The sequence below is a fragment of the Novosphingobium sp. FSW06-99 genome, assembly GCF_001519065.1.
GTDB lineage: Bacteria > Pseudomonadota > Alphaproteobacteria > Sphingomonadales > Sphingomonadaceae > Novosphingobium.
Map to the genome: position 1 here is coordinate 252,870 of NZ_KQ954255.1, position 14,708 is coordinate 267,577.

The window sequence follows — 14,708 nt, forward strand, 5'->3', positions numbered from 1 at the left end:
GTTTCGGGGAGGATCAGAATTTTGGGGGTCTGAGGGCTTTGGCCCAGCCCGACAGGGTCAGGATCTCGAACGTTTCGGTCACGCGTCCGTCTTGCGCCACATCGGCGAAGGCGGCGCGTGCGCGGGCCAGCGCGGCCTTGCCGAGCGGCGCGCCGCCACGCGACAGGCAGGCCGACAGGGCCTGCGCGCGCAGATCGCCGACCAGCCGGTCCAGACTGCGATAGCTGACCGTGATGCTGTGGCTGTCGACCACCGGATCGGCAAAGCCGGCGCGTTGCAGCAATTGCCCGCCCGCGCGCACATCGACCTGCGGATGGATGCGCGGGGCGGGGCGGTCGCCATCGGCGGTCAGCATCACCGCGCGCAGGGCCGGCAGGCTGCCCGCACCGTTCAGCGCGGCAATCATCAGGCCGTCGGGCGCCAAAGCGCGGCGCAGATGGATCAGTGCGCCGGGCAGGTCGTTGACAGTGTCGAGCGTGCCCAGGCTGGCGATCAGGTCGAACGGTTGCGCAAACGGCAAGGGCTGTTCTTCATCGATCGCCGGCGAATCGCCGCCCGGTGCGGGATCGGCGTGCGTGACCACGGCGCCTTGCGCGGCCAGAGCAGCGGCCAGCGACCCGGTGAAATCGCCCACCACCAGCGCGCGCGCCGGGGTGTGGCGCAGAAACGCCAGCCGGTCGAGCACGTCATCGATCATGTCGTCGATTACGAACCGCGCTGCATCGGGCTGCCGTTGCAGCACGCGCATGCGCTGACGCAGGGCAATTCGACGGCGGGGGGAAAATATCCGGGGCGGGGCAGGGGGCGCGCTGGCGGTCATGAATTCTCCCCTGCCGGTGCCGGGCGCTCTTGCCAAGCCCGGCATTCGTGCCGACTGTGCCGCGATGCGTTGGAACAAGGCCTTTGCCCCGCTGGTCGATCTGGTGTTCCCGCCGCGATGCCCGCTGTGTGGCGCGGCGCTGGCGCAGCACGGGGGGCTGTGCCTGGCGTGCTGGCAAGGGTTGGCGATTCCCGGCGGTCCCGGTTGTGCGCTGTGCCAGCGCCCGTTGCCCGATCGCACCGCCGAACAGGGGGGCGATGCCGCGCTGGCGCTGGCCGACGCGGCACTGGGCAACTGGATCTGCGCGCCGTGTATGGCCGAACCGCCGCGCCATGCAGGCGTTGCCGCAGCGACGCTGTACAACGACATTTCGCGCCAGATCGTGCTGGGCTTCAAGCATGGGCGGCGCATTGCGCTGGCCGATCTGATGGTGCGGCTGATGGTGCCGCGCCTGCCACGGCTCGATGGCGAATGGCTGGTGGTGCCGGTGCCGTTGCATCGCTGGCGGTTGTGGCGGCGCGGGTTCAACCAGTCGGCACTGCTGGCGCGGGGGATCGCACGCGCCATCGGGCAGCCGCTGCTGGTGGATGGTTTGCTGCGCCCACGCGCTACCCCGCCGCTGGGCCACCTGGGCAGAAAGCGGCGCGCCGCACTGTTGCAGGGGACGATTCGCGCCAATCCGGCCCTGGCGTCGCGGTTGCGTGGCGCGCGGGTGCTGTTGGTTGACGATGTGCTGACCAGCGGGGCCACCACCGATGCCTGTTTGATCGCGCTGCGCAAGGCCGGGGTCAAAACCGCGCGGATTGCCTGTTTTGCACGGGTGATCGACGATACCCACGCAATCGCCACGCACCATGATCATGCCGATGCAGAAAGGGAAACAGGCCCCAAAACATTGGCGCCCGAAGCGTGAGCTCCGGGCGCCAGCGTGACGAATTTGCAGCGACATGGTAGATTTTCATCCACCGGGCGGCCCCCCGACCGCCATCGCATTTGGTCCCTCATGTCCTGCGGCACTGGCGGTTCAACGCACCAGCCAACGCGCAGTATTTCCCTGAACTTTGGCGCCGTTTGCGCCGCCGATTGATGTTTGAAACCAACTGGCGGTTCAGAACGCGGTTCCCTCAAACCGCACGCCCTGTTTGCCGCGAACTGGCGCGCAGTGAAACGGGAATGTAACAGCAGCGTGGATTTTGCACCGTTGATGTGGTTATCGTGCAACAAATGCCGCACGGCTTGCCAACACTTTATCAAGGATTGCCCCCATTTCGACCCTTAACGCCGCCAGCGCCACGCCTGCTGCCCCGAACGATCGCGAACAGGGCAGCGTGTTCATGCCGCGCTTTGATTCTGCCGGGCTGGTGACCGCAGTCGCGGTCGATCGCACCAGCGGGCGCCTGCTGATGCTGGCGCACATGAATGCCGAGGCGATTGCCCGCACGCGCGAAACGGGCTTTGCCCATTTCTGGTCGCGATCGCGCGGCGCCTTGTGGATGAAGGGCGAAACTTCGGGCCACGTGCTGCGGGTGGCCGAAATCCGCGTCGATTGCGACCAGGATGCGCTGGAACTGCGGGTCGATGCTGCGGGTCCGGCATGCCACACGCTGGCACCTGCCTGTTTCTACCGGCGGCTGACCACCGACGGTTCGCTGGAACGGGTGCCTGATTGACGCTTACGTAAAGGTTAGCTAGTCTGCGGGCATGTCGACGCAGCCCGCAAATCTATCGAATCACGATCCGGTCCATCAGCATGCCGATGCGCATACCGGCCATCTGCACCAGCCCGATGAGCTGGCGCGCGAAAGCTATACGATATCTGACTTGTCGGCCGAATTCGGGGTAACCGCGCGCGCCTTGCGCTTTTACGAAGACGAAGGGCTGATCGCGCCGACCCGCAATGGGTTGTCACGCATCTATTCAAAACGCGACCGGGCGCGGCTGGCGTGGATCATGCGCGCCAAGAACGTGGGCTTCAGCCTGCAGGAAATCCGCGACATGATCGATTTGTACGACCGTGGCGATGGCCGCATCGAACAGCGCCGCGTGACCATCGCCAAATGCCGCGAACGGATCGCCAATCTGCGCCGCCAGCAACAGGATATCGAGGCGACCATCGCCGAACTGACCAGCTTTGTCGGCCTGGTGGTTGACCGGGAAAAGGCCGAAGGCCGCGACCCCGGCATCACGGTATAACGACACAACACCACAACACCGTTTTCAGGAGCCAGGATATGCCCGTTTACAAGGCGCCCACGCGCGACACCAAATTTGTTGTCAACGAACTGATCGGTCTGGAAAACTTTGCCAATCTGCCGGGTTTTGCCAATGCCGCGCGCGATCTGACCGACGCGGTGATCGACGAGGCGGGGCGGTTCGTGTCTGAAGTGGTGGCCCCGCTCAACCAGATCGGCGATCGCGAAGGTTGCACCCGGCATGCGGATGGCAGCGTGACCACCCCGACCGGGTTCAAGGCGGCCTATCGCCAGTATGTCGATGGCGGCTGGGCCACGTTGAGCGCGCCCGAACAATTCGGCGGGCAGGGGCTGCCGCATGTGATCGGCTTTGTCATGGAAGAATACCTGGCCAGCGCGAACCAGGCCTTTGCGATGTATCCCGGCCTTGCCAACGGGGCGATTTCGTCGATCCTGGTCAAGGGCTCGCATGAGCAGCAGCAGACCTATCTGCCCAAGATGGTCAGCGGCGAATGGCTGGGCACGATGAACCTGACCGAGCCGCATTGCGGCACCGATCTTGGCCTGTTGCGCACCCGCGCCGAGCCGCAGGCCGATGGCAGCTATGCGATCACCGGGACCAAGATCTTCATTTCGGCGGGCGATCATGACTTGTCGGAAAACATCATCCATCTGGTGCTGGCCAAGACGCCGGGCGCGCCCGAATCGTCAAAGGGCATTTCGCTGTTCATCGTTCCCAAGTTCCTGATCAACGCCGATGGATCGCTCGGCGCCAGGAATGCCGTGTCGGTCGGCTCGATCGAAAACAAGATGGGCATCCATGGCAACGCGACGTGCGTGATGAACTATGACGGTGCCAAGGGCTTTCTCGTTGGCGAGGAATGCAAGGGCCTGGCGGCGATGTTCATCATGATGAACGCGGCGCGGCTGGGCGTGGGCATGCAGGGGCTGGCCCAGGCCGAGGCGGCTTACCAGAACGCGGTGCTCTATGCGCAGGAACGCCGCCAGGGCCGCGCGCTGACGGGCCCGGCCGAACCGCAGCAAAAGGCCGATCCGCTGTTTGTGCATCCCGACGTGCGCCGCATGCTGATGGATGCCAAGACCTTTACCGAAGGCATGCGCGCGCTCAGCCTGTGGGGCGCGCTGCAAGTCGACTTGTCGCATTCCGCGCCGACTGAAGAAGCGCGCCAGGCGGCCGATGACGTGATCAGCCTGCTGACCCCGGTGATCAAGGGCTATGGCACCGACATGGGCTACAAGACTGCCACCGACATGCAGCAGATCTGGGGCGGGCACGGCTATATCGCCGAAAACGGCATGGAACAGTTCGTGCGCGATGCGCGCATCGCGATGATCTACGAAGGCGCCAACGGGGTGCAGGCGATGGATCTGTGCGGGCGCAAACTGGCGCAGAATGGCGGTCGCGCGATCCAGCGGCTGTTCAAGCTGGTCGATGACGAAGTGGCCGCAGCAGGCGAAGACCTGGCGGCCGTGGCGGGCCCGCTGGCCAAGGCCAATGGCGAATTGAAGGCCGCGACCCTGTGGTTCATGCAACACGCGATGGCCGACCCCAATGCGCTGGGCGCCGGGGCCTATGCCTATATGACGCTGACGGGTGTGGTGTCGCAGGGGCTGATGTGGCTGAAAATGGCGCGTATCGCCGCCGCCGCGCTGGCCAACGGCACCGATGAACCGGCATTCTACACCGCCAAGCTGACGTGTGCGCGCCACTGGGCCACGCGCTTTGCGCCACAGGCAGGCGCCCTGCGCCGCGAAGTCGAGGCCGGGCCCGATACCGTGATGGCGCTGCCGATCGAGGCGTTCGCGACGGCCTGATAGCTTCCCTGAAACGGGGAGGAGGACCAGCGAAGCCGGTGGAGGGGCGGTGCCCCATGCGAACCTTGCGCAATGAGGCACCGCCCCTCCACCCCCCTTCGGGCGGTCCCCCTCCCCGTTCCGGGGAGGATATCAGGGGTAGATTTCGTCGAGCAGTCCGTTCAGCGCGGCCCATGACTGGCGGTCGGCGCTGGCGTCATAGCCGATTGCGGGCATCCCGCGCGCATCGCTGCCGGGATCGGTGAAGCCGTGTTTCACTCCCGCATAGCTGTGGAAATGCCAGTTGGCACCGGCGGCATCCATTTCCTCCCAGAAGGCCAGCACTTGCGCGCGCGGCACCAGCGGATCGGCATCGCCGTGGCTGATGAACACCCGCGACGCGATTGCGGTGGCCGCGCGGTCGGTCGACAGGATGCCGTGAAAGCTGGCGACGAGGGCCAGATCCTCGCCCGCGCGGGCGGCTTCGAGCGCGGCCTGTCCGCCCATGCACCAGCCGATCGCCGACAGCGTCAGCCCGCCTGCGCGCGCGCGCAAGGCGGCCACGCCGGCACCGATGCGGCGGCGATAGGCATCGACGTCGGCGCGCAAGGCATCGGCCAGGTCTCTTGCGTGCGCAAAATCGGTGACGGACGTGCCATAGAAATCGGCAATCAGTGCCAGGAACCCGGCCTGGGCCAGCATCTGCGCACGGCGTTCGATCGGTGCGTTGACGTTCATGATTGTCGGCCAGATCACGATTGCCCCGCGCGGGGTGCCGACCGGGCGGGCCAGCCACCCGGTCAAGGCCACTGCGCCATCGGCATAGTCGATGCGTTCCAGAGTCATCCGGGGATCACTCCGGCAGGAAATCGGGCACCGACAGATAGCGTTCGCCAGTGTCATAGTTGAACCCGAGCACGCGGCTGCCGGTGGGCAGGTCAGGCAATTTCTGCGCGATCGCGGCCAGCGTCGCGCCCGAACTGATACCGACCAGCAGACCTTCGAGGCTGGCGCTGCGCCGTGCCCATTCCTTGGCGTCGGCGGGATCGACCTGGATCGCGCCTTCGATCGACTGGGTGTGCAGGTTGCCCGGGATGAACCCGGCGCCGATGCCCTGAATCGGGTGCGGCGCGGGCTGGCCGCCCGAAATCACGGGCGACAGCGTGGGTTCGACCGCCCACGCCTGCAAGTTCGGCCAGGTCTGCTTCAGCCGTTCGGCACACCCGGTCAGGTGCCCGCCGGTGCCCACGCCGGTGATCAGCACGTCGATCGGCGTGTCGGCGAAATCGGTCAGGATCTCGATCGCGGTGGTGCGCACGTGTACCGCGATATTGGCGGGGTTTTCGAACTGTTGCGGAATCCATGCGCCGGGGATTTCGTCGCGTAACTGGTGCGCGCGTTCGATCGCGCCTTTCATGCCCTTTTCACGCGGGGTCAGGTCGAACGTGGCGCCATAGGCGAGCATCAGGCGGCGGCGCTCGATCGACATTGATTCGGGCATGACCAGGATCAGGCGATAGCCCTTGACCGCCGCGACCAGCGCCAGGCCGATGCCGGTGTTGCCCGAGGTCGGCTCGATGATCGTGCCTCCGGGTTTCAGGGTGCCGTCGGCTTCGGCGGCTTCGATCATCGACAGCGCGATGCGGTCCTTGATCGATCCGCCGGGGTTCGACCGCTCGCTCTTGATCCACACTTCATGGTCGGGAAACAGCCGGGACAGCCGGATGTGCGGCGTGGCGCCAATCGTCGCAAGAACGGAATCCGCTTTCATGTCGCTTGCTCCTTCAAAGTGTTCAGGTTTCAGCATAATGCGTTGAAAATGCGCGCGTTCTGCGCAATTCGGGAAAGGCGAAGGTCCATATCACGGTGATCAGCACCGCGCCGACCCCGCCGAACACCACCGCCCCGGTTGCACCCAGCAGCGCGGCGGCAAGCCCCGATTCCATTTCGCCCAGTTCGTTCGACGCGGAAATCGCCAGCCCCGAAATAGACGAGACCCGGCCGCGCATGGCATCGGGAGTATGCAGTTGCACCAGCGTGTTGCGGATGAACACCGAAACCATGTCGGCCGCGCCCAGCGTCGCCAGCAGCGCCAGCGACACGATGAAATTGCGCGACAGGCCAAACGCGGCAGTGGCAATGCCGAACGCGGCGACCGCCAGCAGCATGCGCGCGCCGACATCGCGCTCGATCGGGCTTCGTGCGATGATCAGGCCGATCACCGAGGCGCCAAGGCTGGGCATCGCGCGCATCAGCCCCAGCCCGAACGAGCCGACGGGATGGCCGTGCCACAACAGGATATCGCGCGCATAGACCGGCAGCAGCGCGGTGGCCCCGCCCAGCAGCACCGCAAACAGATCAAGCGTGACACAGCCGAGCAGAAACCGGTCGCGCCAGACATAGACCATGCCTTCGCCGATCTGGCGCAAGGGGTGGGTGTGGTGATTGCCGGGCGGCGGCGGCACCGGACGGATGCGCCCTGTGCTGATCGCCGCGATCAGCAGCAGCACCGCCGACACCGCATAAGGCAGCGCGGGATGAAGCGCAAACAGCACACCGGCCAGCGCAGGCCCGGCGACAGAGCCGATCTGCCACGACATCGCGCTGATCGCCACGGCGCGCGGCATCAGTGCGGCAGGCACGATATTGGGCGCGATCGAACTTTGTGCGGGGCCGATGAATGTGCGCACAGCACCATGCAGGGCGGCCATGACAAACAGCAAAGGCAGCGTCAGCAGCGAAAACACCGTGCCGAGCGCCAGCGCCAGCGCCACCAGCACATCGGCCAAAGTGACCACCGCGACAATTGCGCGCCGGTCGAACCGGTCGGCCAGCACGCCGGCCACCGGGGCAAACAGAATCTGCGGCAGGAACTGCACCAGGCCGAACAGGCCAAGCTGAAACGCCGCGGCGCGGATCGACATGCCATAGGACCCGCGCGCCAGATCATAAAGCTGGTAGCCGAGCACGACCACCATGCCGCTGGTGGCGAACACGGCGGCACAGCGCCCCACCCAGAAACGGCGGTAGTCGGCAATCGCCAGCGGCGAGGATGGCAGGGCTTCGCGCGTCGTCACGCGCCGTGGCATGGCAGCGCTAGCGCGGCTTGCCAAGCACGCAAATGTGTCAGCCGTGCATTCTCAACGAAATTTGTTGATATAGCGCTCGCTCAATGTGGCGAGCGCAGCCGGGGATTGGGCTGGAGCGCCTTGATCATCCTCGAAAAGTCATCGATGCGCACGATGCGTTCGAACTGAAACCCCGACCGCATCGGATCAGACCACACCAGAAAGGCCTCTATCCGACCAATATGCGGCAGGCGAATGGTCAGACGTTCGCCGCGTTCGAGATCAAGTGTACCGCGCACCATGAACCCGGTGGTCGACACGTTGATCAGATTGAGCATGATGTCGCCTAGCCGGCGATGCTCTCCGATCAGCGGCAGATCCACGGGATGACGGGTGGAACGGCGTTGATCGGTGACTGATAGCTGAGCCCCGCCGGACATCGTTCCTCCTTGTGGTTCGAGAATTGGGTGGTTCGAGAATTGGGTCGTCCGAGAATTACCATGCAACTTGCGCACGGGATGCCCGCGGCAGGTACGAGGCCATATTCATCCGAATTGGCTTACATTTGGTAAAACAGGCGGCAAATAGATGCCGGTTGCGGCCACGATCTGCCGGTAAGACTCTGGCAATGTTATAAAAATGCCCCGATGCGGGACATCGGGGCATGGTTTGTGGACCGGATCGGGACTCTGGTCAGGCAGGGCGCAAGATGCCGTGCTTCTTCTTGCCTGACGACAGCCGCGCTTCGCCGGAATTCACCACGATTCGAAAGGCTTCATCGGTTACCGGGGCGCCATCGAATCGCGCGCCGCCACCGGCGATCAGGCGCTTGGCCTCGCCCCGGCTGGCGGCAAAGCCCAGCGCGATCAACGCGTCGACCACGCCGATTCCCTCGGGCCCGACTGCGATGGTCGGCAGATCCTGGCCCAGGCCGTCGCCCGCAAATGTCGCTGCGGCGGTTGCGGCGGCGGCCTGCGCCGCCTCGTCACCGCGCACCAGCCGCGTCACTTCATTGGCCAGCACCACTTTGGCGGCGTTGATTTCGCTGCCCGCCAGTGCTTCGAGCCGGGCAATCTCGTCGAGCGGCAGATCGGTGAACAGCCGCAGGAACCGCCCGACATCGCGATCGTCGACATTGCGCCAATATTGCCAGAAATCGTACGCGGGCAGCATGGCCTCGTTGAGCCAGATCGCGCCATTGACGCTCTTGCCCATTTTTGCCCCGTCGGCAGTGGTCAGCAGCGGGGTGGTCACGCCGAACAGTTCGATCCCGTTCATCCGCCGGGTCAGTTCGATGCCGTTGACGATATTGCCCCACTGGTCCGACCCGCCAAGTTGCAGGCGGCAGCCATGGCGCAGCGCCAGTTCGCGGAAATCATAGGCCTGCAGGATCATGTAGTTGAATTCGAGGAAGGTCAGCGGCTGTTCGCGATCGAGGCGTGTTTTCACCGAGTCAAAGCTGAGCATGCGGTTGACCGTGAAGTGCGGCCCGACCGTGCGCAGCAGATCGATATAGCCAAGCTGAGCCAGCCAGTCGTCGTTGTTGACCATCACCGCGCCGGTCGGGCCTTCGCCGAAATCGAGCAGGCGGTGGAACACTTGCGAAATGCCCGCGATGTTTGCTGCGATCGTTTCGGTGGTCAGCAGCTTGCGGCTTTCATCCTTGCCGCTGGGGTCGCCGATCTTGGTGGTGCCGCCGCCCATCAGCGCGATCGGCTTGTGCCCTGCCTGTTGCAGGCGGCGCAGCAGCATGACCGAGGCCAGATTGCCGATGTGGAGCGATGGCGCGGTGGCGTCATAGCCGTTATACGCGGTGACGATCGCCTCGCTGGCCAGCGTGTCGAGCCCGTGGGCGTCGGTCAACTGATGGATATGCCCCCGTTCGGAGAGCAGGCGAAGCAGATCGGACTTGTATGCGGTCATGACACTCTTTCCTGAACTGCGTGGCGCCTAGCATGGAGCGGCAGGCTTGAAAACGCTGGAGCTGATTTCGCATCCCGCGCACCCACCCTTGCGCGTGCGCGCGGTCGCGGCGCGGGTGCTGTCGCACGATGCCGACTGGTGTGTGCTGCGCTGGAAAGTCGATGGGGCGGCCGATCTGGTGGTGCCGCCGTTTGCGGGCAACCGGCGGCAGGACGGGTTGTGGCAGACGACGTGTTTCGAACTGTTCCTCGAAGCCCTCCCCCTCCAGGGGGAGGGTTGGGTGGGGGTGTCTGACGGGGATGCGGTGCGCGACCCGTCGGGCGTCGGACACCCCACCCCAACCCCTCGCCTGGGCGCAGGGGCTTACAGCGAATTCAACTTTGCCCCGTCCGAGCGCTGGGCGGCCTATGACTTTACCGGGTATCGCACGGGCATGGCCGAGCGCGCGATGGCGCGCGCGCCGGTGATCACCCCGCGCCGGGGTGGCGATGTGCTGTTCTGCGATGTGGCGATCGCCAGTGCCACGCTGCCGCCGTTGCCGTGGCGCTATGGGTTGACGGCGGTGCTGGAAGAGGCAGGCGGGGTGAAATCCTATTGGGCCCTGGCGCACCCGGCCGAAAAGCCTGATTTCCACGATCCGGCTTGCCTTGGCGCATGGCTTGCGGCACCGGATGACGCATGACAGTCCTGTTTGGCATCGACCGCCTGATCGCTGATCCCGCCTTGCGCCAGCCGCTGATCGGCAAGCGCGTCGCACTGGTGGCGCATCCTGCCTCGGTGACGCAAGACCTGACCCATTCGCTCGACGCGCTGGCAGTGCTGCCCGAAGTGCGCCTGACCGCCGCGTTCGGTCCGCAACACGGGCTGAAGGGCGACAAGCAGGACAACATGGTGGAATCGCCCGATTTCACCGACCCCGATCACCATATTCCGGTGTTCAGCCTCTATGGCGAAGTGCGGCGGCCGACCGCAGCGATGATCGATCACGCCGATGTGTTCCTGTTCGATCTGCAGGATCTGGGGTGCCGCATCTATACGTTCGTGACCACGCTGCTCTATCTGCTGGAGGCGGTGTCGGGCACCGGCAAGGCGGTGTGGGTGCTCGACCGGCCCAATCCCGCCGGGCGCCCGGTCGAAGGCACCACGTTGCTGCCCGGGCACGAAAGCTTTGTGGGCGCGGGGCCGATGCCGATGCGCCACGGGCTGACGCTGGGTGAAATGGGCCGCTGGTTCATCGATCACTATGGCCTCGATGTCGATTACCGGGTGATCGCGATGGAAGGCTGGGCGCCGGACCACGGCCCCGGTTTCGGTTGGCCCGAAAGCCGCGTGTGGATCAACCCGTCGCCCAATGCCGCCAGCCTGAACATGGCGCGCGCTTATGCCGGCACGGTGATGATCGAGGGCGCCACGCTGTCCGAAGGGCGCGGCACCACCCGGCCGCTGGAAGTGCTGTTCGGTGCGCCCGATGTTTCGGCCCGCGCCGTGCTGGCCGAGATGCAGGCGCTGGCCCCGCAGTGGATGGCGGGCTGCGCCTTGCGCGAATGCTGGTTCGAACCGACCTTTCACAAACACGTGCATCAGGCCTGTTCGGCGCTGATGATCCATGCCGAAGGGCGGTTCTATGACCATGGCGCGTTTCGCCCGTGGCGATTGCAGGCGCTGGCGTTCAAGGCGATCCGGCGGCTGTACCCCGATTATCCGCTGTGGCGCGATTTTCCTTATGAATATGTCACCGACCGGCTGGCGATCGATGTGATCAACGGCGGCCCCGCCTTGCGCGAATGGGTCGATGACGCGGCGGCGCAGCCGGGCGATCTGGATGCGCTGGCGGCGCGGGATGAGGCGGCATGGATCGACCAGATGCGCGCCTATCAAATCTATTGAGCAAGCAGGGGCGCCGTTGACGGCCGGCGCCGGATGCTCATCGGCGCGGTTTCGGGCAGGAACAGCATTGCGGCCAGGCCCATGCAGGCGACGGCCATCAAATACCACGCCAGCACCGCCGGGTTGCCGGTATGGTGCAGCAGCCAGGCCAGATTGAGCTGGGTGGTGCCGCCCATCGTGGTGACTGGGATGGTATAGACCAAGGCAAACGCGCGCGATCGCATGTGGCGCGGCAGGCTTTCGCTGACGGCGGTGAACGCGGCCGAAAACGGCATCGTGCCAAGGCCAGACAGCACGATGTTGAGTGCCATGAACGCAAACACCGTGGGCGCGGCCAGAAACCAGGTGAACATCGGCATGATCGCGATCACAAAGGCCAGTTGCGGCCAGATCATCGCCGGGCGCCGCCCGACCCTGTCGCACAGCCAGCCGCCGATGATCGCGGTGATCATGCCCGCCGCGTTGTTGGCCAGATCGCCCGCCATGCCGACCCAGATCGGCAGGTGCAGCGTGTTCTGCGCATAAGTCGCCATATAGAGAAAGATATAGGTCGTGGTGGTGCCCGCGCCGATGATCAGCATGCCCAGCACGACAATCCGCGCGAATCCTGTGCGCGTGGCCGACAAATGCTCGGCCTCGGTCATCGGCGCGTCGTGGTGCACCGGGTGGTCGGGCAGGCTGCGCCGGATCAGCAGCGCAAACGGCAGGATGGTGGTGCCGACCAGCAGCGCGATGCGCCAGCCATAGCGCCCCAACTGATCATCGTTGAGCCACAGGCTGAGCAGAAAGGCGACCAGCGCGCCTACCGTGAACGCGATCATCTGGCTGGAATTCTGCCAGCTGGAGGCCCAGCCGCGCCGTTCGGGGGGCACGGATTCGAGCATGTAGGTGGTTGCCGCGCCCACTTCGCCCCCCAGCGCAAAGCCCTGGCACAGCCGGGCGGCAATCGCCAGGATCGGCGCGGCGATGCCGATCGTGGCATAGCCCGGCGTGCAGGCCAGCGTGACGATACCGACGCCCATCAGCATCATCGAAAGAAACATGCCGCGCTTGCGCCCGTGGCGATCGGCATAGCCGCCGATCATCCACGCCCCCACGGGCCTGGCGACGAACCCGGCGCCAAACGTCGCCAGCGATCCCATCAGGCTGAGATAGTGATTGACCGAGGGGAAGAAGGTATGCCCGATCTGGATCGCGAAATAGGCGTAGGTGACGAAATCATAGAATTCGAGCGCGTTGCCGCATGTCGCCGCGACCACGGCGCGGCGGGCAAGGCGGGGATCGTGCGCGGGCGTCGTCATCCAGGTCCTTTCGCGGGCAGGGCGCAGTAATCAGCCCTGTGCGCAAAAGGTCAAGCGGGGGGTCACCCCTTCTTGCGGGTCAGTTCACGCATCGCTGCATCGAGCCCGTCGAGCGTGAGCGGGTGCATCGAACCGCCGACCAGATCCTTGATCATCTTGGTCGATTGCGAATAGGTCCACTGCTTTTCGGGCACGGGGTTCAGCCAGACCGTGGCGGGATACGTCTGCGCCACGCGGTGCAGCCAGACCGCGCCGGCCTCTTCGTTGAAATGTTCGACCGAGCCGCCTGGATGGGTGATTTCGTAGGGACTCATTGCCGCATCGCCGACAAAGATCGCCTTGTAATCGTGGCCGTATTTGTGAAGAATGTCCCAGGTCGTGGTGCGTTCTGACCAGCGGCGGCGGTTGTCTTTCCACACCCCTTCGTACAGGCAGTTGTGGAAGTAGAAGAATTCCAGGTTCTTGAATTCCGCCGTTGCCGCGCTGAACAGTTCCTCCACCAGTTTGATGAACGGGTCCATCGATCCGCCGACATCGAGGAACAGCAGCAGCTTTACCGCATTGTGCCGTTCGGGGCGCATGCGGATATCCAGCCAGCCCTGCCGCGCGGTGCCCTCGATCGTGGCATCCAGATCAAGCTCGTCGGCGGCGCCTTCGCGCGCAAACCGGCGCAGGCGGCGCAGCGCGATCTTGATGTTGCGGGTGCCCAGTTCGCGCGTGTTGTCCAGATTCTGGAACTCGCGCTTTTCCCACACCTTGATCGCTTTGCCGTGCTTGGCCTCGCCGCCGATGCGCACGCCTTCGGGGTTGTAGCCCGCATTGCCGAACGGGCTGGTGCCCCCGGTGCCGATCCATTTGTTGCCGCCCTGGTGGCGCTTTTCCTGTTCTTCGAGGCGCTTTTTCAGCGTCTCCATGATCTCGTCCCACGACCCCAGCGCCTTGATCGCGGCCATTTCCTCTTCGGTGAGGAACTTTTCGGCCACCGCTTTCAGCCAGTCTTCGGGCACATCGACCGGGCGCTGGCCATAATCGGTCAGCAGGCCCTTGAACACTTTGTTGAACACCTGGTCGAATCGGTCGAGCAGGCCCTCGTCCTTCACGAATGTCGCGCGCGACAGGTAATAGAACGCCTCGGGCGTGCGATCGATCACCTCTTTGTCGAGCGCTTCGAGCAGCACCAGGTGCTCCTTGAAGCTGGCCGAAATCCCGGCGGCGCGCAATTCGTCGACGAAGTTGAAAAACATGGGCTCAGCCTTGGGCAAGGGGCGGCGGGGGAGGGGGCTGGCGTTCGAACCGGTCGAGCGCGGGGTCGAACACCGCCCAGGGCGGGGCATCGGCGGTCCAGATTATCGCCTGCGGGGCCAGATCGTGCGGCTGGTCGATCACGCCGAAACGCACCGTGCGGATATGCGGGCGGGCCGAACTTTGCGCATAGACCTGGCTGCCGCAGCCGGGGCAGAAGTGGAAGGTCAGCGTGTTGCCGCTGGCCGCGGTCCAGGTCGAATGCGCCAGCGTGCCGTCGATGTGCACCGCGTCGGCGGGGAACATGGCGTTGGTGGCGGCACTGCCCGTGGCCAGCGTCTGGCACTGGCGGCACCAGCACTGGCGTGTGGCAATTGCCCCGGCCGCGATCTGCAAGGTGACCGCGCCGCAGGCACAGCGTCCGGTATAGCTCATCTGCGTTCTCCCGCGGTTCGTCCGG

At 65.1% G+C, this 14,708-nt stretch carries 15 protein-coding genes; 6 read left to right on the forward strand and 9 right to left on the reverse strand.

The window, feature by feature from the left end; genetic code table 11:
* Nucleotides 1–13: 13 nt before the first annotated feature.
* Nucleotides 14–820, reverse strand: coding sequence for a methyltransferase domain-containing protein (locus tag AQZ49_RS09985; protein WP_067615139.1), 807 nt, complete (start codon nucleotides 818–820; stop codon nucleotides 14–16).
* 64 nt (nucleotides 821–884) lie between these two features.
* Between AQZ49_RS09985 and AQZ49_RS09990 the strand changes: the two genes are divergently transcribed.
* From AQZ49_RS09990 to AQZ49_RS10005, 4 genes are all read left to right on the forward strand, one after another.
* Entirely contained in the window at nucleotides 885–1,733 is an 849-nt protein-coding gene (locus tag AQZ49_RS09990) for a ComF family protein (RefSeq protein WP_067615140.1), read from the forward strand.
* 352 nt (nucleotides 1,734–2,085) lie between these two features.
* Nucleotides 2,086–2,490 (forward strand): phosphoribosyl-AMP cyclohydrolase, encoded by a 405-nt coding sequence (hisI, locus tag AQZ49_RS09995; RefSeq protein ID WP_255355425.1) that lies wholly within the window; start codon nucleotides 2,086–2,088, stop codon nucleotides 2,488–2,490.
* Nucleotides 2,491–2,521: 31 nt separating this feature from the next.
* Nucleotides 2,522–3,013 (forward strand): MerR family transcriptional regulator, encoded by a 492-nt coding sequence (locus tag AQZ49_RS10000; protein WP_197410997.1) that lies wholly within the window; start codon nucleotides 2,522–2,524, stop codon nucleotides 3,011–3,013.
* 38 nt (nucleotides 3,014–3,051) lie between these two features.
* Complete coding sequence (locus tag AQZ49_RS10005; RefSeq protein WP_067615142.1) at nucleotides 3,052–4,848, forward strand: acyl-CoA dehydrogenase C-terminal domain-containing protein; 1,797 nt, start codon at nucleotides 3,052–3,054, stop codon at nucleotides 4,846–4,848.
* Between the two features lie 132 nt (nucleotides 4,849–4,980).
* Here AQZ49_RS10005 and AQZ49_RS10010 read toward each other — a convergent pair whose 3' ends face one another.
* From AQZ49_RS10010 to tyrS, 5 genes are all read right to left on the reverse strand, one after another.
* Nucleotides 4,981–5,673, reverse strand: a complete 693-nt coding sequence (locus AQZ49_RS10010) for a dienelactone hydrolase family protein (RefSeq protein WP_067615143.1) — start codon at nucleotides 5,671–5,673, stop codon at nucleotides 4,981–4,983.
* A 7-nt stretch (nucleotides 5,674–5,680) separates the two neighbouring features.
* The gene (gene cysK / locus AQZ49_RS10015) at nucleotides 5,681–6,598 is read right to left on the reverse strand and encodes a cysteine synthase A (protein WP_067615422.1); all 918 of its coding nucleotides are present in this window, start codon (nucleotides 6,596–6,598) and stop codon (nucleotides 5,681–5,683) included.
* Between the two features lie 22 nt (nucleotides 6,599–6,620).
* Nucleotides 6,621–7,916 carry an MFS transporter gene (locus AQZ49_RS10020; protein WP_067615144.1) on the reverse strand — a complete coding sequence of 432 codons (1,296 nt, stop codon included), beginning with the start codon at nucleotides 7,914–7,916 and terminating at the stop codon, nucleotides 6,621–6,623.
* Between the two features lie 80 nt (nucleotides 7,917–7,996).
* Nucleotides 7,997–8,335 (reverse strand): pilus assembly protein PilZ, encoded by a 339-nt coding sequence (locus tag AQZ49_RS10025; protein WP_067615145.1) that lies wholly within the window; start codon nucleotides 8,333–8,335, stop codon nucleotides 7,997–7,999.
* A 253-nt stretch (nucleotides 8,336–8,588) separates the two neighbouring features.
* Entirely contained in the window at nucleotides 8,589–9,818 is a 1,230-nt protein-coding gene (tyrS, locus tag AQZ49_RS10030) for a tyrosine--tRNA ligase (protein WP_067615146.1), read from the reverse strand.
* A gap of 46 nt (nucleotides 9,819–9,864) precedes the next feature.
* Here tyrS and AQZ49_RS10035 point away from each other — a divergent pair, with 46 nt between their 5' ends.
* Both AQZ49_RS10035 and AQZ49_RS10040 read left to right on the forward strand, forming a co-directional pair.
* Nucleotides 9,865–10,500, forward strand: coding sequence for a DOMON-like domain-containing protein (locus AQZ49_RS10035; RefSeq protein ID WP_067615147.1), 636 nt, complete (start codon nucleotides 9,865–9,867; stop codon nucleotides 10,498–10,500).
* Nucleotides 10,497–11,705 carry an exo-beta-N-acetylmuramidase NamZ family protein gene (locus AQZ49_RS10040; RefSeq protein ID WP_067615148.1) on the forward strand — a complete coding sequence of 403 codons (1,209 nt, stop codon included), beginning with the start codon at nucleotides 10,497–10,499 and terminating at the stop codon, nucleotides 11,703–11,705. Before AQZ49_RS10035 ends, AQZ49_RS10040 begins: the two co-directional genes overlap by 4 nt.
* On the opposite strand, the gene AQZ49_RS10045 is transcribed toward AQZ49_RS10040, so the two are convergent.
* The 3 genes from AQZ49_RS10045 to AQZ49_RS10055 all read right to left on the reverse strand — a co-directional run bounded on the left by AQZ49_RS10045 (nucleotide 11,699) and on the right by AQZ49_RS10055 (nucleotide 14,683).
* Nucleotides 11,699–13,006 carry an MFS transporter gene (locus AQZ49_RS10045; protein ID WP_067615149.1) on the reverse strand — a complete coding sequence of 436 codons (1,308 nt, stop codon included), beginning with the start codon at nucleotides 13,004–13,006 and terminating at the stop codon, nucleotides 11,699–11,701. The genes AQZ49_RS10040 and AQZ49_RS10045 overlap by 7 nt on opposite strands.
* 62 nt (nucleotides 13,007–13,068) lie before the next feature.
* Nucleotides 13,069–14,250, reverse strand: coding sequence for a vWA domain-containing protein (locus AQZ49_RS10050; protein ID WP_067615150.1), 1,182 nt, complete (start codon nucleotides 14,248–14,250; stop codon nucleotides 13,069–13,071).
* 4 nt (nucleotides 14,251–14,254) lie between these two features.
* Entirely contained in the window at nucleotides 14,255–14,683 is a 429-nt protein-coding gene (locus AQZ49_RS10055; RefSeq protein ID WP_067615151.1) for a GFA family protein, read from the reverse strand.
* Nucleotides 14,684–14,708: the final 25 nt, after the last annotated feature.

What these genes read in the sequence shown, in the direction of transcription:
- AQZ49_RS09985 (WP_067615139.1), bottom strand. Translation starts at nt 820, where the DNA reads ATGACCGCCAGCGCGCCCCCTGCCCCGCCCCGGATATTTTCCCCCCGC.
- AQZ49_RS09990 (WP_067615140.1), top strand. Translation starts at nt 885, where the DNA reads ATGCGTTGGAACAAGGCCTTTGCCCCGCTGGTCGATCTGGTGTTCCCG.
- AQZ49_RS10000 (WP_197410997.1), top strand. Translation starts at nt 2,522, where the DNA reads ATGTCGACGCAGCCCGCAAATCTATCGAATCACGATCCGGTCCATCAG.
- AQZ49_RS10005 (WP_067615142.1), top strand. Translation starts at nt 3,052, where the DNA reads ATGCCCGTTTACAAGGCGCCCACGCGCGACACCAAATTTGTTGTCAAC.
- AQZ49_RS10010 (WP_067615143.1), bottom strand. Translation starts at nt 5,673, where the DNA reads ATGACTCTGGAACGCATCGACTATGCCGATGGCGCAGTGGCCTTGACC.
- cysK (WP_067615422.1), bottom strand. Translation starts at nt 6,598, where the DNA reads ATGAAAGCGGATTCCGTTCTTGCGACGATTGGCGCCACGCCGCACATC.
- AQZ49_RS10020 (WP_067615144.1), bottom strand. Translation starts at nt 7,916, where the DNA reads ATGCCACGGCGCGTGACGACGCGCGAAGCCCTGCCATCCTCGCCGCTG.
- AQZ49_RS10025 (WP_067615145.1), bottom strand. Translation starts at nt 8,335, where the DNA reads ATGTCCGGCGGGGCTCAGCTATCAGTCACCGATCAACGCCGTTCCACC.
- tyrS (WP_067615146.1), bottom strand. Translation starts at nt 9,818, where the DNA reads ATGACCGCATACAAGTCCGATCTGCTTCGCCTGCTCTCCGAACGGGGG.
- AQZ49_RS10040 (WP_067615148.1), top strand. Translation starts at nt 10,497, where the DNA reads ATGACAGTCCTGTTTGGCATCGACCGCCTGATCGCTGATCCCGCCTTG.
- AQZ49_RS10045 (WP_067615149.1), bottom strand. Translation starts at nt 13,006, where the DNA reads ATGACGACGCCCGCGCACGATCCCCGCCTTGCCCGCCGCGCCGTGGTC.
- AQZ49_RS10050 (WP_067615150.1), bottom strand. Translation starts at nt 14,250, where the DNA reads ATGTTTTTCAACTTCGTCGACGAATTGCGCGCCGCCGGGATTTCGGCC.
- AQZ49_RS10055 (WP_067615151.1), bottom strand. Translation starts at nt 14,683, where the DNA reads ATGAGCTATACCGGACGCTGTGCCTGCGGCGCGGTCACCTTGCAGATC.